The organism is Pacificimonas flava, assembly GCF_000342165.1.
Classification (GTDB): Bacteria; Pseudomonadota; Alphaproteobacteria; order Sphingomonadales; family Sphingomonadaceae; genus Pacificimonas; species Pacificimonas flava.
In genome coordinates, this window is the sequence record NZ_AMRV01000003.1 from 181,853 (window position 1) to 206,883 (window position 25,031).

The window sequence follows — 25,031 nt, forward strand, 5'->3', positions numbered from 1 at the left end:
TACACGGAGGCTCCTCCTCACGGGCGCACTTGCCGGCACCGGGTGTGCGGGCGGCTGGCCCCCATGGCCCGGGCGCATGCCGCCCGCCCGGGCGTCGCCGGCCAAGGGCGCTTCCTGTGTCGCGGCGCTATCGCGCCGCGCTCGATCAGGCGGACAGCATCGCCCTGAGTTTGAACAGCCGCTCCTCCACATCCAGCCAGGAGCGCCCCGGGACGCGCGGGCCGCTCAGGAATTCTTCGAGCAACGCGATCTCGCGATCATGATCATGGTGCGCACGGCAGAGCTTGGCCGCGACCATCCAGTCCCACGGCGCACGGCCGCGGCGCGCCTTCACCAGGACCAGCGCGAGTTCTTCCTCTGGCACCTTCCCAGTCTTGCGGGCGCGTGCCTTGGGCACGGATAGACGCGGGGCGTTGCGCTCGCCGGCGAGGATCGCGCCCGCCTCGGCGCGGCGCTTCACGACGGTATGATTGGGGGATACCCAGGAGGGATAACGCTCGAAATAGGCGTCGACCGCTTCAGCGATCTCGGCGTACCTCCCGAGCTTTCGGAGTACCTGCGTGAGGCGGTCAAGCGCGGCTATGTCGCCATGCGCCGGATGGCCGATCTCGTTACGCAGCTCCGCGACCAGCCCGGTCTCATAAGTGATCGCGCAATATTGATGCATCTGCTCGATCGCTTGCCGGTAGCGCGTGATCGCAGCTTCGGGGTCGCTCGTCTCGAGCGGACGGGTGGCGGAAATGAAGCTGGTGTTTGCGTCGCGCAGTTTATGGAAACGGTCGAGCGCGGCATAGTCGAACTGGCGGCCCGGGTTGATCCAGTTGGTGAGGGTCTTACCATGCTCCGCGATCAGCGCCTCTTCCAGGTCGAGCGCGTCTTCCTCATCTAGATCCTCGACCAGGATCACAATCTCATAGGCACTGTCGCAGCGCGTACGCACGAACCGGTGCCAATGCGCATCGCGGTCGATCGACCAAGCGCGCGTGCCGGTCCCCTTGCCGATGTAGAAGGGAACCCGCCCGGGCCCGAGATGCGCATAGACATAGCATCGCTTTGGCGTACGACGGTCGCCGGTCACCTTGAGGGGTGGAAACTCCACCGCCTGGAACAGCTCGCTCATAGGCGCCTCATGCCTCAGCGCGTGCCGCGCCGGCGATCTCCCGGGCGAGACTCTGGAGGAATCGGGTCCCGGGCCCGAGCGCGAAATCACTATCCTCTGGCATCTCCTGCGCGCGGTGAAGCCCGACGAGCATCGCCAGAAGCGGCCAGTCGATCAGCGGCCCCCGGAACTCCAGCCTCGCCCAGCTTTTCTGACTGGACTGCAGCATCCCGATATACGTCTCATATTCGAGGAAGCGGCCAATCAGCACGATTGGAACCAGGTTTGGCGCCTGCTCAGCCCCCTGGACCGCCTGACCGAACAGCGAATAACGGGTGAAGGGGTCGCGAACGCCGAAGCGAAAAGCCTGCGTGAACCCGTCGTCGGGAAGCCGCCCGATCTTCGTGCGAAGCTGAAGCGAGGCATAGGCGGCCGGTATCGCGAGATCGGCCAGCCGGCGCCGTTCGACCAAGGTGTGCTGGCCAAGCGACACGAGCAGATGCCCCTGACCTTCATAAGCCGCTATGACCAGCCCTTCGCCCCTCATCTGAACCGCAACGGTGCCGGCGATCGCACCCAACGTGGCCGTGAAGATGCGCAGCATCATCGTCAGCCTTGCCTGAGGCTCGAACAGCGCGCCGGCAATTGCAAGACCGGCCGATATGCGGCCCGTCGCGAAGGCGAGGGCTGCGGCATCGCCGCGCTTATAAGGCATGTCCGTCGGGTCTGGGGACCCCTCGCCATCGCGACGCGCGCGACGCGGCCGTTCGGCGAGCAACCTGCGGATCGCAGCACCAGACGATGCAAGATTGGCGCTGAACGCCAGCGCCGCGTCGATACGGTCCTCGCCCCATGCCTCAGTGCCGGCGAGCCTCATAGCGCAGCGATCACATTCGAGATGGCATTGGGTCCGACAAACTCGGGGTTGTCGAGTACTGACCCGCCGCCGGTCCAGCTGGCGGCAATCGGATTGCCGAGCGCGTCCACCTTGAAAACGCATTCGACCTGACGACGCGGCACATAGAGCTTGGCGGCGATCTCGCCCTCGTGATGATAATAATGGAAGTGCGAGAACAGGCGGAGGTTGCGCACTTCCTCGGCCAGGCCGGGAAGATCCGAGGCTTCCTGCGGCGAGGTCACCACCCAAAGGCTGAAGACGTAGCCCGAGGTCGTACCCCAGGTTGTGGCGAACTCCGCTGCGGTCGCGAGCGCCGGGAACGGCACCGGCGGAACGCCCGGACCCTGATATTCCATGCACCCTGCGCCGAGCGAGATATAGGGAGTGAAGTCTTTTACCGCGTCATAATCGTTGACGTGGTCATCGAGCGCGAAGGCCGACAAGGCAGTTTGTTGCGGGCCCTGCACCGACGTGAGCGAGAGACCGCTATGCGCGGTGATCCATTTGCTCATCAGGCCAGTTTCCATGACGACGCGCTCGGCCATGGCATCGTCGAAGTCCGCGGACTCCGCGATCCCCTTGTAGCACCAGTTGATCAGCACAGTCTGCCTCCCCGAGGCGCCACGTTGGCATCAGAGTGATATCACCGCCGCGATAACGCAATGGCCGCTTCCGGGACGAGAGGCATGATGCCTGAACGGCCGATTATAGGGCGCATTGCTGTCCGGCCGCTAGCGACCAATGCCGGTCTTTCACTCCGTCCGAGCTGAACGTCTGGTCTTAACCGAAGCTGCCGTTTGCGCTGGTCAAAGCGGATGATCGGCAACGCGCCCCGGTCATTGCCATTCGGATGTGGATGGCCATCTCCTAAAAGCTTCCGATCGTTTTGTCAGATTCGACAGGCGCTTTCGAAATCAATTGCCTTCAGGTGGCAATATCTTCGAGGAACGTATCGACCGCCATTGATATGTCTGAGAACAGCCGCTCGCGCGTAAAGCCGAGAACCTTCAGAGCACTAAGCGTATCGGCCTTCTCGGACTTTGGCACGACGTAGACCTGCCGCATTAAGGCGCTGGCGATGCTATCCGTCGGACTACAGTGCAGTGACATTGCGCTGTCCTGTGCTAGCGTTCGAGCATTCATTGCCGTGGCCCAGATCAAGCCGGGACGTTCTCTTTTGCGTCGAAAAGGATCGACTGTTTCGTGATAATGAAAGTGTGTGAAGGCGCTTCCGGTCCGGACTTGCCACACACACACCCATCTGACTGATCTTCGCCGTAGCAGGCGAAAAACAGGGCGATTAGTGGGCTTTCGGTCCAATCCAGCAGCGTAGTTGGTACGCCGTAGTGTTGGGCAAGCACCAGCCATTCGATGTCGTTCCGCGGGGCAGGAGTAGCGAACCGAGCAGCGACGCGGGTCCAGCGATGGAGAGCTTCACGATCGGTAATGCCCCTCTTCCCAGGCCGATACGCGGATGGCTGCAAGGACCAGCTTACGTCAGCATGTCCACGATAGAGTGTATCCCGGGTTGGCTTCCGCGAAAGTTGTTCGAAAAAAGCGCCAATTTGGCGAAATCCGCGTTGATCCATATTTAGACAGTCTTTCGCTGCTTGCGGCCGGCACTAGCCACTGGATACGCTGGTCTTGGAGGAAGCCATAGCCAGTACATGCTGAACCATGCGCCAGCTATAATTCTTGGCAGCAATCACGCAGAGCGAATAGATTAGGAACAACACGATGCCATAGACTAGCGCGCGCACGCCATTGCCGGAGGCCCACCAGGCGAGCCATGGCAATGGTATCATCACCAAGGCGTTGATGGTTCCAATGTCACGGGCGGCAAGATAGCGTCCGTGTGCGTCCAGCACCCCGACGTCCTCTCTGAACTCACGATAGATTCTGTAGAAGAGCTGGTTCTGCTCCCTGCCCGCCAGAGGCAGGGGTCCATATTGTGCTTGGAGGACTGGCATACTGACGTGGCTGCTGAGCGGCCCGACGCGGGTGAAGGCCCGGCAGCCCGGAAGCGGATCATGCCAGCGCCAATGCATGATCCGATCGCGCCAGTTTGGATTGATCAAACCGAGCAGCAAGAGTGACGCGACAACTATGAGCCCGAATGCCGCAGTGCCCGGCGCCGCTGCCGCCTCAAGACGCGCCGCGAGCATGCGGCCGTTCATCGAAAGAAGGCGCAGCGGCTCGGCCGCGATCCATGCGAAGGCCACGATATGTCCGATCATCGCGGCGCGGATCAGCCCGGCATTCTGTTCCTTGAGCGATTTGCCGTCAGCCATCGCCGTCCTTTCGCGGTGAAACCAGCGCATGAAATCGCGCAGGCGTCGTTATCAGCAAAATCGATGGCGGCGTGCGTTCGGCGGCAAGGTCGGCCGCAGTCTTCCAGTCGGTCGAAGACGGACCCTCATCCCCAAGGTGGCTGTGCCAGGTTCCCACGTCGAACAGGGTTCGCCCGCTTTGCTCATGCCGATTGCGGATGGCCGATTGCAGGCCGTCAGTCCCGAGCACGAACAATGCAGGTGTTCGGCGGCTGTCGGCAGGCGCTTCGAGCAGATCGACGACGGTCACGGTCTTCAGCCGGGCGCTGGTCAAACCGATCATCACCCCGCCGGTCTCAACCGACGGACAGGCTTTGGCTTCGGCCCTAATCCTGTCCGCCACTCGCCGGGACAGTCGCAATTGCCACCCGTCGCTGCCGGCGATGCTGACCGTCTCGAACGCGGGAACGTTATATCGAGTCCAACATGTCGAGGGACTGTCCTCATCTGCTGTGCCGATGACGATCAGCCCCTGCTGGACCGGCGTATCGAGCGCTCTGGAAACCTCCTGCGAGAGCGACGCCGTCATGCCCGACAGGCGCGCATCTTCCATCGTCATCGTCAACGAACCACAACCCTGTCCGATCTGGATCTCGGTTAGGCCGCCCGCAGGGTCGAAAAGCAGCTCGGCGGCGCGGCCACCGTCGATGGTTGCGTAGAGTTCGGCGATCAGGTCGCAATGGCTCGGATTATGGCCCTTGCCATCGGCGAGCAGAAACGCGCCGCGACCGCGGCCGAAGAGTGCTGCCTCGAACAACCGTGCACGGAGGCGAGGCGTTGCAGCAGACACCAATGCCTCGCGAACCGACAGCGAAGCGGTCGAATTGATCGCTGCGCCTGCGGTTTTGGGTATGATCTGCTTGACGTGCTCGGGGTCGCGGAGATCGTGGCTGAGATCGCCTTTGTGTACTGTCGGCGCCTTGCCGAAGCCGACGAGTTCCATGGCGAGCGCTTCCGCCTTGTTGCTAGAGACGTGCTCCGCGCCAAGAGCATGTCGCGCCAAATTGTGCGGCCTCAGCGACGACTCGTCGCTCACCGTCACGATGTCTTGGCCCCCGCGTACCGCGTGCATGGCGAGCTTCGATCCGACGCTGCCGCAGCCTAGCATGGCAAGTCCGGCGCGTGCCGGAGCGCCGGACAGCCCCTGCAGGAGCGCGGCGGTAAGCGACTGGTAGTGCATCGTCGGCGCGACCGGCTCGTCGTCACCCAGCGCGAACAGCGAGGTGCGGTTCTGGTTGGCGCGTATCTCGACGACATAGGGTAGCAGCTCGATGTCGGAAGTGCTGTCGATCAGATGGATCGGGCGCCGTACGCACAGAACGATGCCGATCGGGATCGGTGCGAGCAGTGACATACCCGTAAAGCTGCGTTCGACGTTGGCGAGGAAAGCTTGCAGGCCGCGCCCGCATCCGACTTCGGCGGCCCGTGCACGCAGGTCGCGCAATGTTGCGACGCTCTCCGGCAAATAGGTCGCGCTGATACGCGGTGCGCCGTCGGGATTTTTGTCGGGCCAGACCACGCCGACCAACGTATTGCCCAGGCTCGCGGCGAGATCCGCCCGGCGCGAGGTGAATGTCTTGTCGTCCGCTTTCTGCGTAAGCGGCGTCTGCACGCCCTTGCTCGAGATCCACGTCTCGGTGACGTCGTTGAGGCAAGCCTCGGGCGTGCCGCGACGGAAGAACCTGCCCTGCCATACGACCCATCCGCCGTTCTTGGTGACGGCATTGCGCGCGGCATCGGCGTCGATTTCGAGAATATCGCGAAAATCGCGGCGGAGCATGGGCTCCCAACCCTGTTCGGAGCTGATCAGGTCGCTGATTGCAGCCTTGCGAAGCCAGAGCGCGAGCTGTTCGACCAGATGGAAGATTCCATATTCGACCAGACCGAACTGTAGGAAATATTCGTCCTGATTCCCCTCGACCAGGCACGGTCGGGGCGTCACGGCGAAGGGCATGAGATGGGGAAAGTTGCGCGGAAAATCCTCGCGCAGGTAGAAGCGGGGGGACTGCCAAGGATAGGCTGCCGGAAGCTTGAGCACGACCGGCTCGCAGGTTCTGACGCCGCTCGAGCTGATGCCGTCCGCCTTCATGTCGAGCGGCATCTCGACATTCATGTCGATCCGGATGCTCGGCCTGCCGCCTTCCGGGTCAAGCACCGCGCCGCCGACACATTCGGGATGGGTCAGCGCGACGCGCAGAAGATGCTCTGCGGGATCGGTGCCCGCCTCGGTTGCCACTGGTTCAGCCGTGCGGACGCGCCTGGGCGGCCGTGGCACCGATCCCCAGAGCGGCAACCGCTGCCTTGGCGGCGCTCTTCACAACCTTCGTGATGCCGCTGGAGGTGATCTCATACTGCAGCGCGCGCTCCTCGTCCTCCCAGACGTCGGCGACGCAGATGAACCGATCGCTCTTGCCATCGACGATCGAGATATATTCGCGCTTGGCACGATCGCTAGGCGGGTCGGCCTCGTCAGGGTCGATAGCCTTCGAGCTGGCGACGACGATCGCGCCTTTTCGGATTTGCGCCAGTGCGCTGCGCGCAGCGTCGCAGACCTCCGCATCTTCGCCATAGGTCGAATAACTGTCGTAGCTGAGGCTGTGCCACGAGCAGTGATGCGGCGCCTGGAGAATGTCGTAGCTGAGCCAGTCAGCCTGATAGGTCCCGTGCTTGCCCCACAGGCGCTCCCAGATGGCGACCTCGGCGTCACCGCCGGTTAGGAACCGACATTTGTCGAGGATGCCGCCGCCGCGAATCGAGAAGCGCAAGACGACCGAGGAATGATTTTTGCCGAGAAGCTCGTCCAGCTCTTCATCGTCGCTATGCGGGATCGGCGCGAGCAACCGTCCCTCGAAAGTGCCGGACGCGACCCGGTTGAGCTTGGTGACGACGCCATCGGCCTTGACGACGATCGCGAGGATATCGTCGGTCTTGCCGTCCTCGTCCTCGCCCATGATCTGGATGCGGTCTCCCTCGACCGTGGCGGTGCCCTTCTCGCGGTAGAGAGCGACCCGCCGCCGTGCCTCCTTCGCCCATGCCTTGGCATCGTCGCACAGCACGTGATCCTTGGAGGCGCGGCGGAAGACCACAGGCGACGACCACATTTCCCGGATCAGAATCTTGTCGTCACCCTTCTTCCAATCGTCGGGCGGGCCGAGGTGAAAATGGGTTGCCAAGCCGCAGATATGATCCTTGTCCGGATGGCTGAGCAGAAAGCCATCGACAAACAGCCGACCCTTTTCGTCGCGGGTCAGCCGGCCGCGCAGATCAGCCATGACATCCGGCGTATCGTCGTCATCGTTGTCTGCCGCCTTGCGCACATGCAGGTCGACGAGAAGTTTCTGGTCGTTGTCGAACGTGATCAGCGTCATATCGCCGTTGCCGACGGGGAAAAATGTGATCGAGGCAGTCATCGTAATCCCTTTTGGTCAAACGGCGTCAGCCGGGCAGCGCGCAGCAATCTGACGGCGCCCGGCATCGACACTCATGCGTTAGGAGTGTCGCGGCCGTCCGGCTCGCGAGCGACGCCCTTGAACGGCTTGCCGTCGTCCTTGACACTCATCAGGTGGCCGGTGCGCTCATCGCGCTTCTGCCAGTGGCCATCAGGCCGCTGAAACTGGGTGCGACCCGTCACCGCACCGCGGCGAAACCCATCACCAGTATTTTTAGCCATGTTTTCTGCCCTTTGCGTCTGCTCGCCGTCCTTCGTCGTTGATCCCTGTGATCATCGCGTCCATTGAATATGGGAATCACATTGTTGCCCGTCAAGAAACACGACGGGCTATTTTTTTTCGAATCGAGTTGTTGGAGGGTGCGGTGACGGAAGAGATAGGCGAAACGGTACGCTGGGGCGTGCAACGGCGCCTCGAATTCATCGATTTCCGGCTCTTCTGGGACGGGCGCTTTAATCGTCGCGATTTGGCGGAGACCTTCGGTATCTCGGCGCAGCAAGCCTCATCCGACATCGCCCAATACACCGCCCTAGCGCCCGGGAACCTCGTCTACGACCAGACCCTGAAGGCCTATCAGCGCGCGCCGACCTACGAGCCCAAGCTGATGCACGCCTCGGCCGAACGCTATCTGCTGCAACTCGTCGCGATCGAGAATCGGTGGATGCGCCAGGAGGACACCTGGTTCGACAACACGCCGCCCATCGAGAATGTCTCGCTATTGCGTAAGCGCACGGATGCGCGAATCTTGCTCCACCTCCTCGACGCCATCAACCAGCGCGGCCAGCTGGAAATCCAGTACAAGTCGATCACGGGTTCGCCCGAACCGCGCCGCGTCATCGCGCCCCATGCGCTCTTTCATGCCGTGGGCCGGTGGTATGTTCGGGCTTGGTCGACTGAACATTCGGATTTTCGTGACTATAATTTGTTTCGGATCGATCAGGCCGGCGACATCACCGCGGCCGCGATCGACCACACGCTTGATTTCGAGTGGATGCACGAGATCGACCTCATTCTCGCACCCAACCCGGCGCTATCCGAAAGCCAACAAGCAGCGCTTCACGCCGAGTACGACATGACGGAGGGGAGGCTCGTTGTAACCAAGCGCCTGAGCCAGACATTCTACCTGATGACTGAGCACAATTTCGACGTCGCGCCCGATACACTGCCGCCGGGTAAGCAGCAGCTTGTGCTCCTCAATCGCGACGAAGTGGTCAATGCCCGAACCACGGCACGCAAACTTTCGATCGACGCGATCGAGCGAGCCTCTCGTTGAACATGAGCGTCGGTGATGAAGGGGTTTCTGCGATCCTGCTCTTCGGCAGTCGTGCGCGCGAGGACAATAGCCGGGGTTCGGATACCGATCTCCTGCTCATCAGCCCGCCCGACACGACAAAGCACAAGTCGATCGGCCACCTCTCGATGTTCTTCTATCCGTGGGAAAAGCTGCAGGCCGATGCGCGTGATGGAGATCTCTTCGTCTGTCACATCGTGCGCGAAGCCAAGCCGGTGTTCGATCCGCTAAGCCAGCTTGATCAGCTACGGTCTCAATTCAGGCTGCGGACGAGTTATGCCCGTGAAATCACGCACGCCCGTGACCTCGGTTGGTTCCTTGATCGCCACGGCGGTGCGCTCACCTCCGATGTAGTCGTTCGGCGCATGGTCTGGTGTATCCGCACGATTCTCATCGCGCGGCTCGCCGAACGTGGCAGGCCCGCTTTCGCGCCGCTCGAGTTGGCAATGGCGGCCCCTGCCTCCGCCGCAGAGCTTCTCGCAGGTCGCCATCAGCGTCGTTTAGACGTCGCGATGCGACAGCGATTTCGTCAATACATGATGCAGGAAGACGTCGGCCCTGCCTTGCCAAGCGAAGCGACGATCGACGACTACCGATCGCTTTTCCTGCGGACCGGCAACAAGGTAGGCATGCAAACGATCGAACGCGGTCTGCAGAACCTTGGTGGCGACGAAGATTACTACCATTGAGCATATCTTATTGAGAAATTCTTAGTCCTATCCAAAGACTTGCCCCCCGAGGCGAACTTACCAGACGGCTTATTTGAGAGATGCCGCGCTATGGGACTAAAGCGGCCTGACGGCTTACGGCCCAAAAGCCACCGGGCTGCTTCTGCTCAGACCTGCCAGTCGACAACGCCCTGAACCCGGTAGGTCGAGGTATATCGGCGCAATCTGAAACGCTGCCGTTTGTTCAGCTATCCATCATCCGCAGCTTTGCCGCCCAATATTTGTCTTACGTCAACGTCAATTCCGTCGAAATTCGTTCATACAGCGCCGGTCGACCCAAATGATGAACAGCGGACGGGCAATTCTGCGCAGCGCGAGCAATAACGGAGCTTCGCTCCTGCGCAGGGCTGACGAGTATCGTTGACGGCTGGCCATCACCAGCAATGCGGTCTGGCGTTACGCCGTCAACGACGATCCGGTCGCTGGCGCAGCGGCAAATGACTGAGAGCGTTGGCGCCCAATCCTCAAGGAAGTGATAGGCAATCGATCAGGAGAGCGCGAATGGCTTGCTCACGGCCGACCTACTCCACTTTTACAATATAGATGGAGATCAAAAGATTTTCACTTTGCTGCGGAATTCCGCGTTCCCAATTCAATACTCAAATGTCCGAACGCATGAACTTGAGCGATCCGGTCACGAATTTCGTCGACGCCAGTCCGTTCGTCTGTCTGTACACTGACGATTCCAGCATGCGATTCGGGACCGACGCGCCAGACATGCAAGTCAACTATTTCCGCACCGCCCGGCGCTTCCACAGCGTCAGCGACACGATTGGCCAGGTCTCCGTTCGAACTGTCCAGCAAAACCGCGGCAGTGTCTCTCATCAAGCTCCAAGACCAGCGCGCGATCACCAAGGCCCCAACTAGCCCCATCACGGGATCTAGCCAGATTATACCGAGATAGTTTCCGGCCAGAAGCGCAACAATTGCCAGAACCGAGGTCAGCGCATCGGCAAGCACATGCAGGTACGCCGAGCGCAGATTATTGTCGTGCCCATGTGCGTGACCGTGATCGTGATCGCCGTGATGATGATGGTGATGATGTCCACCTGAGAGTAGCGCCGCGCTTACCAGATTGACGATAAGGCCAAGCACAGCGACGACGGTTGCATCACCGAACGCCACATTGATCGGTTCAAAAAAACGCGATGTGGATTCGACAGCGATGCCAACTGCAAAGATGCCGAGCACAAGCGCTGATGCGAATCCGGCCAGATCACCGACCTTCCCGGTGCCGAAGGTAAACCGTGGATTTGCTACGTGTCGCTTGGCGTAGGAGTAAGCAAAGGCGGCAACGCCAAGCGCGCCGGCATGGGTTGCCATGTGAATACCGTCTGCAAGCAGCGCCATAGAGCCGGTCACAATACCCGCGGCGATCTCGCCGACCATCATGATGGCGGTCAGCCCGACAACCCAGAGCGTACGGCTGGCATTTTTCTCATGATCGGAGCCTAGAAAGTTATGATCGTGGAGCTTCCTGTGATCGGTTGCCGCAGAATCCTTCCGGTTTTCCGCGGGAATGTGCATCTCAGCGCCGCTCATTTGGAGTAGCGGCGGATGACAGCCAACAGCTCGGCGGCGCCGGCCTGCCTTTCGGCAAAGCTGAGCCTTTCATCTACTACGTGTTCAGCCAAATGCTCGGCAATCAATTCTTCAACCAGGCCGTTCACCGCTCCGCGAATGGAGGCTGCAAGATGAAGTATGTCCTCGCAAGATACACCATCTTCAATTTTTTTCTCGGCGGTTCGTAGCTGCCCGCTGATGCGGGAAATACGCGCCAACAGCTGCTTCTGATTTTTTTGGAGGTGTGCCATATAACATAGCCCCCTATCCTATATCTGCAGAGCAGTGCAATGCTGGGGTGCATCGAATTCCGACGAATTGAACTATGGCGCCGTGAGGCGGGTCGTTTCATGCGACGTTCCGCGAGAGTTAAACCTCCCCCTTGTCGCCGTCTTACGTGTTGCCAGGCAAAAGTAGGCTGCGCCGAAAAGCAGATTCCGGAAGACCTCAATGTCGAACTGAAGTTCAGCTTCCTGCCAAGGTTTGAAGTCCCGATATTCACGGCTGACGCCAAAGGGCCGGTTCAGCCGCATGCCAAGATCGACGCACCAGCCCGGCCAATTTTCTGGATATTGCAGGCCCAATAGTCCCAGGCGCCCCCCTTCTGGCAGCGCGGCAGCTATTCGCTGAACAACGGCGCCATAGGCCGGCACCATCTCCAATCCGAAGGTCGAGACAACAGCCTGCAAACGGCCGGGAAACTGATACTCTTCCACGTCACCGCATATGAGTTCCACATTTTGCAAGCTTTCGGCGGCAATCTTTTGCCGCGCACGCTCCAGCATCCCCGCCGACCAATCGACCGCCAGAACCTTCCCGGCAGGTCCGACCGCCCGCGACAGGTAAGAGAGGTTGGCGCCAGTTCCGCAGCACAGATCGACGACCACAGCGCCCGGCTGCAACTGAAGGCTTTGTACCAGCATCTTTCGGTGATGCGTCAGTCCCGCGAGACGGTACAGGATCAGCATCGCGTCGTACCTGCCGGCGTTGCCGTCGTAGAGCGTCCGCGCCTCACTCTTGCTCAGAATTGCCATAGTCGAACCTCCGGTTCAGCGGGGAAGTTACCGTTAGTGGTCATGGTCATCTTGACCATGCGGCGGCGCGATCACTTCCGGTTCGCAGTCCGTTTCCATACAGGCTTCGAAGGTCGCGTGAGAAATCCGATGTGTCTCCAGGAGCATCGTCCTTGCGCGCCGCTTCAGATCCTCGAAGGCCTCCAGCGACTGGCTGACAGGAACGATGTGGGTTTCCAGCGCGCGTTCGTGTTCGCTGATGCTCCAGATGTGAACGTGGTGAACGTCCTTCACGCCGTCGGCCGATCGAAGCGCGTCGACAATCCGGTCGAACTCGATTTCGTCAGGCACAGCGCCCATCAGCAAACGAACCGTTTTCGGCAGCAGGCTTATGCCCTGATAGATCACATAGGCGGCGATGATCACCGTGATGATCAGGTCGGCGATATAAAGATCGTAGAGCAGGATGAGGGCACCGGCGGCGATGACACCCACGGACGCCAGAGCATCCGATACATTGTGCAGGAAGGCGGCCTTCATGTTCAGGCTGCCCTTGGTGCCGCGGTAGACGATCACCGCGGTCAGGACGTCGATCACGAGCGCGATCCCAGCCACCCAGATTACCGTCCCGCCTTCGATCGGCTGCGGATCTGCGTAACGGTTGACCGCTTCGACGAGCAGATAAAAGCCGATAATCAGAAGCGTGGTCAGATTGATGAGCGCCGCAACGATCTCTGCACGCGCGTAGCCGAAGGTCATCAGCTTGTCGGCGGGCCGCCGGCCAATTCGTCTGGCAACGAGGGCGAGCCCGAGCGACGCGGCATCACTAAAATTATGAAGGGCGTCGGCGATGAGGGCGAGCGAGCCGGATAATATACCGCCTACGATCTGCGCGACCGTCAGCAGCCCGTTGAGGGCGACCGCACCAATAAGCGCCCGGTCGCTGAGGTTCTCTTCGCCGTGGCTGTGACCGGCACTCAATGTTCGTCTCCCCGCTCATCGTGCACGTCGTCGTGGGCGTCGCGCAGGATCTCGATTCCGCCGTAGAGCGCGATGCAGGCGACCGCGATTCCCACGGCAAGGTCAGGCCAGTTCCAGCCGGTATTCATGACGACGAAACCGGCGATGATGATGCCGCCATTCGATACGAAATCGTTGAAGCTGAAGGTTGTGGCGGCGCGCAGGTTTACATCCTTGCCCTTCAGCCGCTTCAAGAGGAAAAGGGATGCGAGGTTGATGACCGCGGCAATCGCCGCCATCACCATCATCAGGTCGCCGCCGGGCTCGGAACCCACAATGAAGCGTCTGACGGCGTCGGCGACGACACCTGCGGAGAATATCAGCAGCATAATGCCGGAAAAACGCGCTGCGCCGCGTTTCCATTTTCGGGGCCGGCTGAGCGCCACGAGACTGAGGCCGTAGACGATGGCATCGGAGCTATTGTCGAGGCCATTGGCTATAAGGGCATTGGAGTCCGCGACCACACCCGTGGCGAAAAATCCCGCTGCAATCGCGACATTGAGAATGAGGACGATCCATAGCGTTTTTCGCGTCTGCGGACCGCTTTCTCCTGCTTGCGCCGGCGCCGTGGTCACAGCCCGACCCAGACGCGTGCGGCCTCGTGCTGGTGCACTTCGAAGAACCGCATTTCTGCTGCCGGGAAAAAGGGGTTTGTGAGCTTCACGCCCCATTCTTCCCACGTCTTGTCACCGATAATCGCGATCCGTCCGAACTCGGCGTGATGTTCGATATCGAATTTCAGGTCGCGGGCGGCCGCTGCCGGATCCCAGCCCGAGAAATCGGGTGCCAGTTCGATGAGCATGGCGATACGGCCATCCTCCCGCACACACAGGTTTTCGAAGGCCCGTTCGAGAATATCGTAATCACCGGACGAAAGCGTCCCGGACACCTGCAAATGGAGGTAATCCTCCTTCTCAAAGACGTCGAGCATTCCAGTTTCCTTCCCTTACATGATCTCGCCAAGTTCGGCCTGTTCGTCCGGCGATGCGTTTCGGCGCAGACGATCCCGCCACTTCTGCCGCCAACTCCGCTCGTCGCCCGCAGAGGCGAGTACCAGGCGGGCGATTGCCGGCAGTACGAAGAGAGTAAGCCCGGTGGCCGTTATGAGACCGCCAATCACGACCGTGGCAAGAGGCCGCTGGACCTCGGCGCCCGTCCCGGTTGCAATCGCCATCGGCACGAAGCCCAGAGAGGCGACCAGCGCCGTCATGAGAACGGGCCTCAAACGGGCAAGTGCGCCGTCCGCAATGGCCTCGACCAGCGGCAATCCGTCGTCCAGCCGCTGCCGGATCGCCGTCATCATGACGAGGCCGTTGAGTACTGCCACGCCGGAAAGCGCGATGAACCCGACTGCCGCCGACACCGAAAACGGCAGACCCCGCAGCGCCAGAGCGAAGACACCGCCTGCCAGGGCCATGGGAATGGCACTGAAAACGGCGAGCGCCGGCACCCAGCCGCCCAGCGCCATGAACAGGAGCAGCAGAACGAGTGCGAAGCAGATCGGCACCACGACCGCGAGCCGCTGCTTGGCCGCCTGCAGATTCTCGAACTGCCCGCCCCAGTCGAGGAAGACACCGCCGGGAAGTTTGACCTGCTGCCCCACTTTCTGCTGAGCCTCCTCGACGAAAGAACCGAGATCGCGTTCACGCACGTTCGAGGACACGATGACGAGCCGCCGGCCTTCCTCGCGGCGGACTTCAGCCAGGCCGTCCACGACCTCGAAATCAGCGAGTTCCCGAAGCGGAACGGTACTGCCGCCGGGGAGCAGGATCGGTAAAGACCCTAGCTGGTCGAAATCGTTGCGCGTTCCGTCTTCCAGTCGGACCACGACATCGAATCGGCGGTCGCCCTGAAAGACAAGGCCTGCCGGGCGGCCGCCGAGCGCGATCGCCACCGAACGGGCAACATCTTCTGCCGTCAGACCGTAACGCGAGATCGCGGGCCGGTCGAACTGGATATCGAGGGTTGGAAAGCCGGTCGTCTGCTGGACCTTGACGTCTGCAGAACCGTCGATGCCGCGCAGCACACCCGCCACCTCGTTTGCCTTGACGCGCAGTTCGTCCAAATCATCGCCGTAGACTTTCACAGCCAGATCGCCGCGAACGCCCGAGATCAGCTCGTTGAAGCGGAGCTGGATTGGCTGGCTGAATTCGTAGACGTTCCCGACGAGCCCCGTCAGGCGCTCCTCCATACGGCCAACGAGCTCATCCTTCGCCAGACCGGGGTCAGGCCATTCTTCTCTGGGTTTCAGAATGACGTAGGCATCCGAGGAATTGGGCGGCATCGGGTCGCTTGCCACCTCGGCTGTGCCAGTGCGTGAGAAGACCAGTTCGACCTCGGGTACTTCGAGCAGCGCCGATTCGACGCGTCTCTGCATGTCGAGAGAGCGCTCAAGCGGGGTAGAGGGAATCCGCAGCGCCTGTACGGCCACATCGCGTTCGTCGAGCTGCGGCGTGAACTCGCTGCCCAGCGTTCCGAACAGGAACGCGGCGGCCACGAACAGCGCCGTACCGATAGCAATGACAGGCCAGGGACGCTTGACCGCCCTCCGGACGGCGGGACCGTACCATGCCTTGGCGGCCCGGATGGGCTTTACCTCGGTCTCCGAAAGACGCTTCCGCAAAAGAACGGCAACCATGGCCGGGACAAAAGTGAGCGACAGGACGAAAGCAGAAGCAAGAGCGAGCATGACGGTGATCGCCATGGGCGAAAAGGTTTTACCCTCCACGCCGCTGAACGTCAGAAGCGGCGCATACACGAGAAGAATGATAGCCTGACCGTAAACGGTCGGCTTGATCATTTCCTGCGCCGCGAGCCGCGTCTCGGTCAGCCGCTCTCCTATAGACAATAGCCGGCCCTCACTGTGTTGGCGCGAGGCCAGACGCGCCACGCTGTTTTCCACGATGATGACCGCGCCGTCGACGATGAGCCCGAAGTCGAGTGCGCCGAGGCTCATGAGATTTCCCGACACGCCCAGCCGGTTCATGCCGATCGCTGCCATTAGCATCGAAAGCGGAATGACAAGGGCGGCAATGATCGCCGCCCGGAAATTGCCGAGCATCAGAAAGAGGACGACGATGACGAGCAGCGCGCCCTCGGTAAGGTTCTTCTCGACCGTTCCAATGGTGGCATCGACGAGCGACGAGCGGTCGTAGACCGTTTCCACCCTTACACCGGCAGGCAAGGATTTCTTGATCTCCGCCAGGCGCTCCGCCGCGTTCGCAGCGACCGCCCGCGTGTTTTCCCCGGCGCGCATGAGGACGGTACCGATGACCGCTTCCTCGCCGTTCAGAGAGCCCGCACCAGTGCGAAGATCACCGCCGATGCCGACAGCCGCGACATCGGAGACACGGATGGGCACGTTCTCGCGCGTCGCGATAACCGCGTTTTCTATATCCTCGACGCCGCCGAGACGCGCGTCCACGAGCACGAGAAGAGCTTCGCCGCCGCGATCGACGAAATTGGCGCCCTCGGCGAGGTTCGCCCGCCCGAGCGCGTCGATGAGTTCCTGAAATGAAAGCCCGTAACCGGAAAGCGCTGCGGGATCGGGCTGCACGAGAAACTGCTTTTCATAGCCGCCAATGGAGTCGACGCCCGCCGCGCCCCTTACGGAGCGCATGAGCGGGGCAACGATCCAGTCCTGCACGGAGCGCAGGTAAGCCGCCCTCGCCACGTCGGTGGTCAGCTGCTCGCCGCTTTCTGTGAGAAAGCTGCCGTCTGGCTGCCAGCCCGCTCTCCCTGGCGTAGTCTCGGCGCCTTCCCCGTCCGGGTTCAGATATTCCACCGTGTACATGAACACTTCGCCAAGGCCGGTGGAGATTGGCCCCATGACCGGTTCGGCGCCGTCCGGAAGCGCTGAACCGATAGGCGCGAGCCGCTCATTCACCTGCTGGCGCGCGAAATAGATGTCGGTGCCCTCATCGAAGATGGCGGTCACCTGGCTGAACCCGTTTCGGGATATCGAGCGGGTGAAGTCCAGACCCTCGATGCCAGCAAGGCCGGTTTCGATGGGATAGGTAACCTGTGTTTCCACCTGTGAAGGTGAAAGCGCCGGCGCCACCGTGTTGATCTGAACCTGAACATTGGTGATGTCCGGGACGGCGTCGATCGGCAAACGCGTCAGGTTGAGCGCGCCGTAGCCGGCGACGAGCAAGGTGAGTACGATGACGGCCCAGCGGAAGCGGACCGCGGCATCGAGAATGGCGCCGATCAGGCCGCCGTGATGGTGCGCCGCGGGACGCGGGGACTCTGCGGGCATGGCGGGATCAGTGGGCATCGCCGGTCTCTCCCTTCTCGCTCTCGGCCTTCAGCAGGAAGGCATTTTCAGCGGCAACCTCGTCGCCGGGAGAAAGACCGGAAAGGATCGCCACGCCGCCGCCGCTGCGCTGGCCGATGACCACCGGGCGCGCGGTAAAGCCGCCTTTTGTCCGCACGAAGACGTGCGCTTCGCCGCCCAGTATCTGCACCGCGTCTTCTGGAACGGTGGCGCCGCCCGCGCTGGTTTCGCCGGAGGGGCGGATCCGGACCTGCACGAAGGCGCCCGGCTGTAATTCGTCCATGGCGCTAGACAGTTCGAGGACCGCAACGGCCGTTCGGGTTTCGGGATCGAGCGACGGCGTGACCGAGCGCACCCTTGCGGCGGCCCGCCCTCCCGAAGGAAGAGCAACACTAGCCTCGTCGCCGGGCCCAATGCGTCCCGCGGCGGCAGTCGAGAGCGAGACGTTCACCTGCAACTCCGACGGATCGACGATCCGGAACAGCTCATCGCCCGCCGCGACATAGGAACCGAGCACGGCAGCGGCGGCTGTAATGCGTCCGGCCAGCGGCGCCGAGACGGCGATAAGACGCCCGTTTCCGGTAACGCCTGCCGCTGCCGCCGCCGCTTCTGCCCGTTCGAGTTCCGCCTGCGCGACGCCGAGGTCGGCCTTGGCCGCCTCGTAATCCTGCCGCGCCGTGACATCGGCTTCGAACAATTGCTTCTCGCGGGTGAACGCGGCGCGGATCTGTTCCAGGCGCGCCGCGGCCGATGCCCGGCCGGCAGCGAGCGACGCCGCTTCGGGACTTTCGATCGTGGCGAGGGTTTCGCCGCGGCCGACGACGTCGCCGAGGCGCTGCCTTATTGAGCGGATGATCCCGCCGGCGCGCGCATCGACCCTGGCGCTGCCGCTGGGCGGCGCCTCGATCGTAGCCGGAACGACGATTTCGGCAGCACTGCCAGCCCGCGCTTCCGCGAGGCCAATGGACGCGGCTTCGATCTGTTCCGGCGTCATCAGCAGTTCGCCCTCGGCAGCGCCGCCTTCAGCGCGTTGGGCCTTATCTTCTTGCGGCGCTTCGGCATGCGCCTCTTCCGGCGCATCGCCGGCACTGCGCAGGTACAGGAAAATGGCAAGGGCGATCACGACCCCCAAACCGAGAATCGTGAGCCATTTGTTTTTACTAGTCATCAATATGTCTCCTCGGTGGCCGCGAGCCTTATGAGCCGGGCGGCCGCCTGTTCGCGCTCGGCGCGGGCGGCAATGAGTGAGCGCCGCACGGCATCGCGCGTTGCGGCGGCGTCGAGAACGTCGATCAGGGTGAAACGGCCATTGCGGTAGCCGATACGCGCCAAGCGAAGCGCGTCCTCGGCCTGGGGCACCGAGCGCTCTGCCAGTGTTTCGGAGCGCGCCTCCGCGGCGCGCAGTTCAGCACGGGCACGGGCAGTATCACGGTAGAATTCGGCGCGAACCAGCTGTTCCTGTGCGGCCGCCCCTCGAACCCGCGCCTGCGCCGTCAGGATGTTCCCCTGATTTCGGTTACGGAACGGAAGGCCGATCGATGCGCTGACGACCGCTGCTTCAGCGTTCGCGCCTTCCAGCCGGCGGACCCCTGCGCTCACCGTCATGTCGGGGACGGCATAGGCCCGTTCCCTCGACACGGCCGCCTCGGCCGCGCCGCGCTGCGCTGCTGCCGTCTGGATAGCAAGAGCCGAAGAGGAGTCGATGTTCGAGGGTGCCCGCAGTTCCGGAATCTCGGCGCTGAGCATCGGCGGCGCCGTGGTCTCGCCCCATAGGCTCGCAAGGGCATAGCGCGCAGATATTGCTACAGCGCGCGCTTCGGCGAGAGCGGCCTCCGCCTCGCCGAGGGCGGCCTCGGCGCGCAAGGACCGTAGGGGCGGCTCGCGGCCCGCATCGACCAGAGCGCCGGCGATACGCGCCAGTTCCTGGGCTCTCTCCACGACGGATTCGGCAAGCGCGGCGCGCGCGGTCGCCGCTGCGGCCTCGATAAAGCGGCTCCTCACCGCCAGTGCCAGATCCGCGCGGGTCATCAGCGCCTCGAGCCGGACGGCGCCAAGCTGCTCGCGGGCGGCACGCCGGCGGGCACCGCGCTTACCGCCCAGTTCGAGCCGCTGACTGACGGCCAATGTCGCCTCGACGGACCGCAGACCTGAGAACGCGCCCGACCCCGCGACGTTTTCCAGTTCGGCTGACAATTCGGGATTGGGGGCCAGGCCCGCCTGTACGGCGGCGCCGGCAGCGGCATCGACATTGGCCTGCGCCTCCTCGAGGGCAGGTGCCAGCGCGCCGGCCCGGCTTAGCGCGCCGGCTAGCCCCAGCGGGGCGCTCTCCTGCGCGGCAGCCGGTACGCACGCCGCCGCAAGCAGCACGCCGCAAGCAGCGCGCAGCCCCATGGCTGATATTTGCATGTAAATCTAACTCCTCGCATGACGTCCTGAGGCGCCGCGCACGCGGCACATGTCGGGGACGTCAGATGCGAGGGGGGCGTTTCAGACCGTCATCGTCCCGGCTATGAGGGAACGCGGGGCTACTCACCGCGAAGATGCGCGCCGGAACCGTATATTCGCTTACCGACCGGCCTTGCGAGACAGCCGGGGCGGTGTGATGGCAATGTCCGTGAATGCAGGCTTTGTCAGCGGACCGGGAATCACCGCTACCGTCTGCAGGGGCATCGGCATGGCTGGATCCCGCGGCAGCGACGACCGGTTCCTGAACGCACTCTGCAGCCTCCGCGAGGGAACCCCAGATGAGCGAAAACAGCACAGCGAGGCAAAGCAGCGCCGCAAGCCGAGATTTCGAACCAGATGTTACCTGAGAGATCATCGAGCGCGGCGTGTAGTCGCTCACAAAAGCTTTGTCACGACAAAAAACTAGTCAATAACAATATGTTATTATGTATCACAGCGACATGGCCGGAGGATCTCCATGAAAACTAAGCGGAGTTTTCCTCACGGGGGATCGCAGTCTGCCGGTTCATCAGCATCGGCCAGGCCTCTGCTAGAACACGCCATGCGGACCGCAGGAATACGGCCGCAATGAGAAGACCGATAACCAGATCAGGCCACGGCAACGCGGTTATCATGACCGCGCCGCCGGCGAGAAGGACGCCGCCGTTGGCGATGAGATCATTGCGCGAGCATTCAAAGGAACTCGACATATTCACGTCTTGAGATCGGTAGCGCCACAGAAGGCCGAAGCACGCGAGATTGACCGCCAGTGCCAAGCCGCCAAACATGAGCATTAGGGAGCCGGTGGGAGTTGCCCCGGAACTCACCTTGCTGATCGCTTCCAGTATTATGAGGCCGCCGAAGATCAGGATAAAGCTGCCTTTGGCAACCGCCGCGCCGGCTTTCCAACGTGCGCTGCGCGCCATGGCGTAGAGGCTGAGACCGTAAACGAGAGCATCCCCGAGCATATCCACGGAATCGGCCATGAGCGCGGTGGAGTCTGCAGCAAGCCCGGCGCCGAATTCGGCGAGGAACATCGCGGCGTTTAGGACCAGAACGATGATGAGCACACGCCTTTGGCGAGCGTTCTGCGCCAGTATTTCAAGTTCGCCGCTCTTGGCGGAACAGCAATCGGACATGGTCATGAGCTAGTGCTGAGCCGTCGGCGGTTCAAGCGCTGAACCCGCCACGAGCACGCTCTCGTGCGTGCTGTAACTTCTGAGGATTGAGCGCTTGGGTGCGGCCGGTCTAGGGGGATAGGAGCCGGCCCGACCCTAGCAGGTACTCTGTTCAGCCAGTCGTGACGGGCTCAGTAAAAGGCCAATGAAGCGCTGGAATTATGGTTCCATCTATTCTCCCATGCCGCCGCCAAATGGCTACTGCGCGGCCGCTGGCCAAGGATACTTTGCTGATGGGTTGCCGGTAGCACGCATTGATTAGTGTCAGCTTTAGAAGGTGCAGACCCTTGCCCCGAGTTCGTCGATCAGCACTTTTTTGTTCTCCGAATAGTCGACGGGGAGGTCGATCACATGCACGCCGCCGCTTTCGAATGCTATATTGAGAATAGGGACGAGATCGTCGCTGCGCTCAATACGGTGGCCCGCCGCGCCGTAGCTTTGAGCATAGGCAACGAAGTCCGGATTGCCGAAGGTGAGTCCATAATCGGGAAAGCCGAGCTGATCCTGCTTCCAGCGAATCATGCCGTATGCGGCATCATTGAGGATGAGCACCACAAGATCGAGATTGAGCCGCACCGCGGTTTCCAGTTCCTGCGAATTCATCATGAAACCGCCATCGCCGCAAATGGCGAGCACGCGCCGTCCGGGAGACAGCATGGCCGCCATCATCGCTGAGGGCAGGCCTGCTCCCATCGTGGCCAGCGCGTTGTCGACAAGAACGGTATTGGGTTCATGAGCGATGTAGTTTCGCGCAAACCAGATTTTGTAGATGCCATTATCGAGCGCGATGATATCCTTTGGGGCCAGGACCCGTCTTACATCCGCAACGACGCGCTGCGGTACCATCGGAAACCGGGTGTCATGACTTCCCTTCTGGACATGTACCGCAATTTCCTCGTGCAAAGTGTAATAATAAGTGCGGTCGCAATCGAGTTTGCCTTCAAGCCGCTGTCCCAGTCTCTCGACGGATTGCGCGATGTCGCCGATCACCTCCAGCTGCGGGAAATAAACCTGGTCGACTTCGGCGGCCTTGTAGTTGACGTGGATGACCGTTTTTCCATCCGGTTCCATGAAAAACGGCGGTTTTTCGACTACGTCATGGCCAATATTGACGATGAGATCGGCACGCTTGATGGCGCAGTGTACATAATCGCCCGAGGAAAGCGCCGCCGTGCCGAGATAGAGATCCGCGCTCTCGTCGACGACGCCCTTGCCCATTTGCGTAACGAAGAAAGGAAATTGCGTCTGCTCGACGAATCTGCGCAGCGCACGCGAAGCACGGCGGCGGTTGGCTCCGGCGCCAATCAACAGGAGTGGACGTTCGGCAGCGGCGATGCGGCGAGCCGCTTCATCAAGCGCCGTATCTCCGGCAACGGCATAGCGGCGCGCGTGCGGAGGAATCACTGCCTCGCTGGTATCTTCGCCGGCAATATCCTCAGGCAGTTCCAGCAGAACGGCGCCCGGTCGCTCCTCCTCGGCGGATCGGAAGGCTTCACGCACCAGGGAAGGGATCCGGTTACCGTTGACGATCTGCGTGGCGGCTTTGCAAAGCGGCCGGAACAACGACACCACATCGACAATCTGGAACTGTGCCTGTTTCGATGACTTGATCGGTTTCTGTCCGGTAATGATCACGAGCGGGAAAGCTCCGAGAGCGGCATAGGCCGCCGGTGTGGCGAGGTTGCTTGCGCCCGGGCCCAGCGTTGCCATACAGACACCGGCCTTGCCTGTGAGGCGTCCATAAGTAGCCGCCATAAACCCCGCGCCCTGTTCGTGGCGCGTCAGTATCAGTTTGATCGATGAAGTCCGCAGCGATTCGAGAAGGTCGAGATTTTCCTCTCCCGGTACGGCGAAGATATACTCGACGCCTTCGGACTCCAGCGCGGCGACAAGGAGGTCGGATGCTTTCATCTACCTGATAGCCCTTCTGATACATCGGCCAGAATGTTCGCGGTCAGTCCGATTTCGGCAATCTGTGTCTACGCCAACCGAAGACAGCCTTTCTGTACCTGGTATGAGAGACAGTCGCCCCCGAGAATTCTTATTCGCTCGTCTTCAATGAAGAACGCGTTCGTCCGTTCAGCGCGTTACAACGAACTGCCCCATCATGCCGGCGTCTTCATGCTCCAAAATGTGGCAATGATACATGTAGGGAAGGTCGGGGTCGGCATAGTCCTCGAAGCGCAGCAGCAGCCGGACGCTTTCGCGCGAATTGACAACCACAGTGTCTTTCAGCCCCTGCTCACCCGCCGGCGGGGGCTTTCCGTCCCTGTCGAGGATGCGGAACTGCACATCATGGATGTGGAACGGGTGCGCCATCATCGAAGCGTTTTCGATTTGCCATATCTCCCATTCGTTCATGGGCACGCGCTCGTCGATCCGCTGCATGTCCATGGATTTCCCGTTGATCGTAAAGCCGCCCATCATGCCCATGCCCATGTCGAGCACGAAGCGGCGCTGACGAACGGCCACCGAAGCGTCGGCAGCAGGCAGGCTGACCAGTTGCCGCGGCAGCGATGCGCCCCGGCGCCGTGAGATGCCTGGCAGGATATCCAGCACGCCAAAATCGCTGCCGCCGCCCATGCCGCCATCCAGGCGCTCACGTCCCATCATCCCCCTTCCCATCATTCCGCCGCCCATGCCCATATTTCCGGCACTACGGGCTCGCAGTTCGGCTGCCCGGCCATCGCTCAGGTCGACGACTATTTGTGCCCGCTCACCGGGTGCCAGAAGTACGCTCTTCGAGTGCAACGGGCGCTCCAGCAGACCGCCATCGCTGGCGATCAAATGGAAGCTGCGCGCATCGCTGAAAGAGAAGCTATAGAAGCGGGCGTTCGAGCCGTTGAGGACCCGCAGGCGCAGACGGTCGCTGGCGGCCTCGAACACGGAATCGACGGTGCCGTTCACGAGCAGCGTGTCGCCCCGCGCTCCCATCATTCGGCTATGCATTGATGCCGAATAGACGAAGCTGCCGTCAGACGAAAAGGCGCGATCCTGCACCACAAGGGGGATATCGTCGACGCCGTATTCATTCGGCAGATCGAGCCGCTCGCTCTCGTCATCCCGCACATAGATGGCGCCGGCCAAACCGGCATACACCTGCGGACCGGCACGCTGGTGGGCATGTGAATGGTACCAGAATAGCGAAGCGCGTTGACGCACTTCGAACGCCGGCGACCAGGTCTCGCCAGGGGCCACAGGCTGATGAGGTCCGCCGTCGGCGGCAGCGGGCAGATGGAAACCGTGCCAGTGAAGCGTTGCAATCTCGACAAGCTCGCTGCGAACGTTCATCCGCACCTTGTCACCTCGCCTCATTTCGAGCGTCGGGCCCAGAAATTACTGGTTGATATCGATCGTTGGCGTGGTAACGCCTTCGAAGAAACTGGCGCCGCCGCGCTGAAGTGTGAGATCGTATACTCGCACGCCGTTTTCGCGCGCGCCGCTATAAAGCGGGGGCACCGACAGCGCCTTACGGTCTTCCGGTCGCCGCGGGCTTTCCGTTTGCCGCTCGCACGCGGCAAGGCTGCCGGTAGCAAGGCTTGCGCCCGCAGCGCCGAGAAGTCGCAACGCTCCGCGGCGCGTCCAGGGCGGCGAGACAAGGCGACATCCGCCCGTCATTTCGATCGCAGATATCTTATAAAGGCCGCAATCCCGAGCACGAGGAATACCACGGTTAACAACCAGACAAGCCCCATGCCGATCATCATACCGCCGCCCATAGCCATGCCGCCGTCCATCATC

Annotated in this window: 25 protein-coding genes; 2 read left to right on the forward strand and 23 right to left on the reverse strand. The window is 61.8% G+C overall.

What is annotated here, in order from left to right:
- Nucleotides 1-145: 145 nt before the first annotated feature.
- The 9 genes from C725_RS15280 to C725_RS06040 form a co-directional block, all read right to left on the reverse strand.
- Nucleotides 146-1,120, reverse strand: coding sequence for a GIY-YIG nuclease family protein (locus C725_RS15280; protein WP_008600960.1), 975 nt, complete (start codon nt 1,118-1,120; stop codon nt 146-148).
- Nucleotides 1,121-1,127: 7 nt separating this feature from the next.
- The gene (locus C725_RS06015; RefSeq protein ID WP_038281959.1) at nt 1,128-1,976 is read right to left on the reverse strand and encodes a hypothetical protein; all 849 of its coding nucleotides are present in this window, start codon (nt 1,974-1,976) and stop codon (nt 1,128-1,130) included.
- On the reverse strand, nt 1,973-2,599 hold the full coding sequence (locus C725_RS06020; RefSeq protein ID WP_008600964.1) for a hypothetical protein: 627 nt from the start codon (nt 2,597-2,599) through the stop codon (nt 1,973-1,975). Before C725_RS06020 ends, C725_RS06015 begins: the two co-directional genes overlap by 4 nt.
- Before the next feature lie 322 nt (nt 2,600-2,921).
- Nucleotides 2,922-3,107, reverse strand: coding sequence for a hypothetical protein (locus C725_RS15685; RefSeq protein ID WP_149864569.1), 186 nt, complete (start codon nt 3,105-3,107; stop codon nt 2,922-2,924).
- A 47-nt stretch (nt 3,108-3,154) separates the two neighbouring features.
- Nucleotides 3,155-3,586 carry an FRG domain-containing protein gene (locus C725_RS16930; RefSeq protein WP_078056165.1) on the reverse strand — a complete coding sequence of 144 codons (432 nt, stop codon included), beginning with the start codon at nt 3,584-3,586 and terminating at the stop codon, nt 3,155-3,157.
- A gap of 33 nt (nt 3,587-3,619) precedes the next feature.
- Entirely contained in the window at nt 3,620-4,288 is a 669-nt protein-coding gene (locus tag C725_RS06025; protein WP_008600969.1) for a hypothetical protein, read from the reverse strand.
- Nucleotides 4,281-6,620 (reverse strand): Mov34/MPN/PAD-1 family protein, encoded by a 2,340-nt coding sequence (locus C725_RS06030; protein ID WP_038281962.1) that lies wholly within the window; start codon nt 6,618-6,620, stop codon nt 4,281-4,283. The genes C725_RS06025 and C725_RS06030 overlap by 8 nt, the downstream gene beginning before the upstream one ends.
- Complete coding sequence (locus tag C725_RS06035; protein WP_008600973.1) at nt 6,568-7,737, reverse strand: ComEC/Rec2 family competence protein; 1,170 nt, start codon at nt 7,735-7,737, stop codon at nt 6,568-6,570. Before C725_RS06035 ends, C725_RS06030 begins: the two co-directional genes overlap by 53 nt.
- 71 nt (nt 7,738-7,808) lie before the next feature.
- Nucleotides 7,809-7,997, reverse strand: coding sequence for a hypothetical protein (locus C725_RS06040; protein ID WP_008600975.1), 189 nt, complete (start codon nt 7,995-7,997; stop codon nt 7,809-7,811).
- 47 nt (nt 7,998-8,044) lie between these two features.
- Here C725_RS06040 and C725_RS06045 point away from each other — a divergent pair, with 47 nt between their 5' ends.
- Together C725_RS06045 and C725_RS06050 are read left to right on the forward strand one after the other, a co-directional pair.
- Nucleotides 8,045-9,049, forward strand: a complete 1,005-nt coding sequence (locus C725_RS06045; RefSeq protein ID WP_200858590.1) for a WYL domain-containing protein — start codon at nt 8,045-8,047, stop codon at nt 9,047-9,049.
- 2 nt (nt 9,050-9,051) lie between these two features.
- Nucleotides 9,052-9,756 (forward strand): nucleotidyltransferase domain-containing protein, encoded by a 705-nt coding sequence (locus C725_RS06050; protein ID WP_038281966.1) that lies wholly within the window; start codon nt 9,052-9,054, stop codon nt 9,754-9,756.
- 600 nt (nt 9,757-10,356) lie between these two features.
- Here C725_RS06050 and dmeF read toward each other — a convergent pair.
- From dmeF to C725_RS16815, 14 genes are all read right to left on the reverse strand, one after another.
- Nucleotides 10,357-11,322 (reverse strand): CDF family Co(II)/Ni(II) efflux transporter DmeF, encoded by a 966-nt coding sequence (gene dmeF / locus C725_RS06055; RefSeq protein ID WP_008600981.1) that lies wholly within the window; start codon nt 11,320-11,322, stop codon nt 10,357-10,359.
- An 11-nt stretch (nt 11,323-11,333) separates the two neighbouring features.
- Entirely contained in the window at nt 11,334-11,609 is a 276-nt protein-coding gene (locus tag C725_RS15695) for a metal/formaldehyde-sensitive transcriptional repressor (protein ID WP_078056166.1), read from the reverse strand.
- Nucleotides 11,610-11,681: 72 nt separating this feature from the next.
- Complete coding sequence (locus tag C725_RS06060) at nt 11,682-12,392, reverse strand: class I SAM-dependent methyltransferase (RefSeq protein WP_008600985.1); 711 nt, start codon at nt 12,390-12,392, stop codon at nt 11,682-11,684.
- A 33-nt stretch (nt 12,393-12,425) separates the two neighbouring features.
- On the reverse strand, nt 12,426-13,352 hold the full coding sequence (locus tag C725_RS06065; protein WP_008600987.1) for a cation diffusion facilitator family transporter: 927 nt from the start codon (nt 13,350-13,352) through the stop codon (nt 12,426-12,428).
- Entirely contained in the window at nt 13,349-13,966 is a 618-nt protein-coding gene (locus C725_RS06070) for a cation diffusion facilitator family transporter (protein WP_008600989.1), read from the reverse strand. Before C725_RS06070 ends, C725_RS06065 begins: the two co-directional genes overlap by 4 nt.
- A complete protein-coding gene (locus C725_RS06075; RefSeq protein ID WP_008600991.1) occupies nt 13,963-14,322 on the reverse strand; it encodes a SpoIIAA family protein in 360 nt (119 codons plus the stop codon). The genes C725_RS06070 and C725_RS06075 overlap by 4 nt, the downstream gene beginning before the upstream one ends.
- Nucleotides 14,323-14,337: 15 nt before the next feature.
- Entirely contained in the window at nt 14,338-17,604 is a 3,267-nt protein-coding gene (locus tag C725_RS06080; protein WP_149864583.1) for an efflux RND transporter permease subunit, read from the reverse strand.
- 52 nt (nt 17,605-17,656) lie between these two features.
- Nucleotides 17,657-18,835 (reverse strand): efflux RND transporter periplasmic adaptor subunit, encoded by a 1,179-nt coding sequence (locus C725_RS06085; protein ID WP_008600996.1) that lies wholly within the window; start codon nt 18,833-18,835, stop codon nt 17,657-17,659.
- A complete protein-coding gene (locus C725_RS06090; protein ID WP_008600997.1) occupies nt 18,835-20,073 on the reverse strand; it encodes a TolC family protein in 1,239 nt (412 codons plus the stop codon). The genes C725_RS06085 and C725_RS06090 overlap by 1 nt, the downstream gene beginning before the upstream one ends.
- 524 nt (nt 20,074-20,597) lie before the next feature.
- A complete protein-coding gene (locus C725_RS06095; protein ID WP_038282144.1) occupies nt 20,598-21,251 on the reverse strand; it encodes a cation diffusion facilitator family transporter in 654 nt (217 codons plus the stop codon).
- A gap of 309 nt (nt 21,252-21,560) precedes the next feature.
- On the reverse strand, nt 21,561-23,201 hold the full coding sequence (locus C725_RS06100) for an acetolactate synthase large subunit (RefSeq protein ID WP_008601001.1): 1,641 nt from the start codon (nt 23,199-23,201) through the stop codon (nt 21,561-21,563).
- Between the two features lie 168 nt (nt 23,202-23,369).
- Nucleotides 23,370-24,623 (reverse strand): multicopper oxidase family protein, encoded by a 1,254-nt coding sequence (locus C725_RS06105; protein ID WP_276324525.1) that lies wholly within the window; start codon nt 24,621-24,623, stop codon nt 23,370-23,372.
- A gap of 3 nt (nt 24,624-24,626) precedes the next feature.
- A complete protein-coding gene (locus tag C725_RS16645; protein ID WP_243442706.1) occupies nt 24,627-24,908 on the reverse strand; it encodes a twin-arginine translocation signal domain-containing protein in 282 nt (93 codons plus the stop codon).
- Nucleotides 24,905-25,030 carry a hypothetical protein gene (locus tag C725_RS16815; RefSeq protein WP_008601007.1) on the reverse strand — a complete coding sequence of 42 codons (126 nt, stop codon included), beginning with the start codon at nt 25,028-25,030 and terminating at the stop codon, nt 24,905-24,907. Before C725_RS16815 ends, C725_RS16645 begins: the two co-directional genes overlap by 4 nt.
- Nucleotide 25,031: the final 1 nt, after the last annotated feature.

Bases quoted from the DNA above. Each gene is read 5' to 3' on its own strand.
- C725_RS15280 (WP_008600960.1), bottom strand. From the start codon at position 1,120: ATGAGCGAGCTGTTCCAGGCGGTGGAGTTTCCACCCCTCAAGGTGACC.
- C725_RS06015 (WP_038281959.1), bottom strand. From the start codon at position 1,976: ATGAGGCTCGCCGGCACTGAGGCATGGGGCGAGGACCGTATCGACGCG.
- C725_RS15685 (WP_149864569.1), bottom strand. From the start codon at position 3,107: ATGTCACTGCACTGTAGTCCGACGGATAGCATCGCCAGCGCCTTAATG.
- C725_RS16930 (WP_078056165.1), bottom strand. From the start codon at position 3,586: ATGGATCAACGCGGATTTCGCCAAATTGGCGCTTTTTTCGAACAACTT.
- C725_RS06025 (WP_008600969.1), bottom strand. From the start codon at position 4,288: ATGGCTGACGGCAAATCGCTCAAGGAACAGAATGCCGGGCTGATCCGC.
- C725_RS06035 (WP_008600973.1), bottom strand. From the start codon at position 7,737: ATGACTGCCTCGATCACATTTTTCCCCGTCGGCAACGGCGATATGACG.
- C725_RS06040 (WP_008600975.1), bottom strand. From the start codon at position 7,997: ATGGCTAAAAATACTGGTGATGGGTTTCGCCGCGGTGCGGTGACGGGT.
- C725_RS06050 (WP_038281966.1), top strand. From the start codon at position 9,052: ATGAGCGTCGGTGATGAAGGGGTTTCTGCGATCCTGCTCTTCGGCAGT.
- dmeF (WP_008600981.1), bottom strand. From the start codon at position 11,322: ATGCACATTCCCGCGGAAAACCGGAAGGATTCTGCGGCAACCGATCAC.
- C725_RS15695 (WP_078056166.1), bottom strand. From the start codon at position 11,609: ATGGCACACCTCCAAAAAAATCAGAAGCAGCTGTTGGCGCGTATTTCC.
- C725_RS06060 (WP_008600985.1), bottom strand. From the start codon at position 12,392: ATGGCAATTCTGAGCAAGAGTGAGGCGCGGACGCTCTACGACGGCAAC.
- C725_RS06075 (WP_008600991.1), bottom strand. From the start codon at position 14,322: ATGCTCGACGTCTTTGAGAAGGAGGATTACCTCCATTTGCAGGTGTCC.
- C725_RS06085 (WP_008600996.1), bottom strand. From the start codon at position 18,835: ATGACTAGTAAAAACAAATGGCTCACGATTCTCGGTTTGGGGGTCGTG.
- C725_RS06090 (WP_008600997.1), bottom strand. From the start codon at position 20,073: ATGCAAATATCAGCCATGGGGCTGCGCGCTGCTTGCGGCGTGCTGCTT.
- C725_RS06095 (WP_038282144.1), bottom strand. From the start codon at position 21,251: ATGTCCGATTGCTGTTCCGCCAAGAGCGGCGAACTTGAAATACTGGCG.
- C725_RS06100 (WP_008601001.1), bottom strand. From the start codon at position 23,201: ATGAAAGCATCCGACCTCCTTGTCGCCGCGCTGGAGTCCGAAGGCGTC.
- C725_RS16645 (WP_243442706.1), bottom strand. From the start codon at position 24,908: ATGACGGGCGGATGTCGCCTTGTCTCGCCGCCCTGGACGCGCCGCGGA.
- C725_RS16815 (WP_008601007.1), bottom strand. From the start codon at position 25,030: ATGATGGACGGCGGCATGGCTATGGGCGGCGGTATGATGATCGGCATG.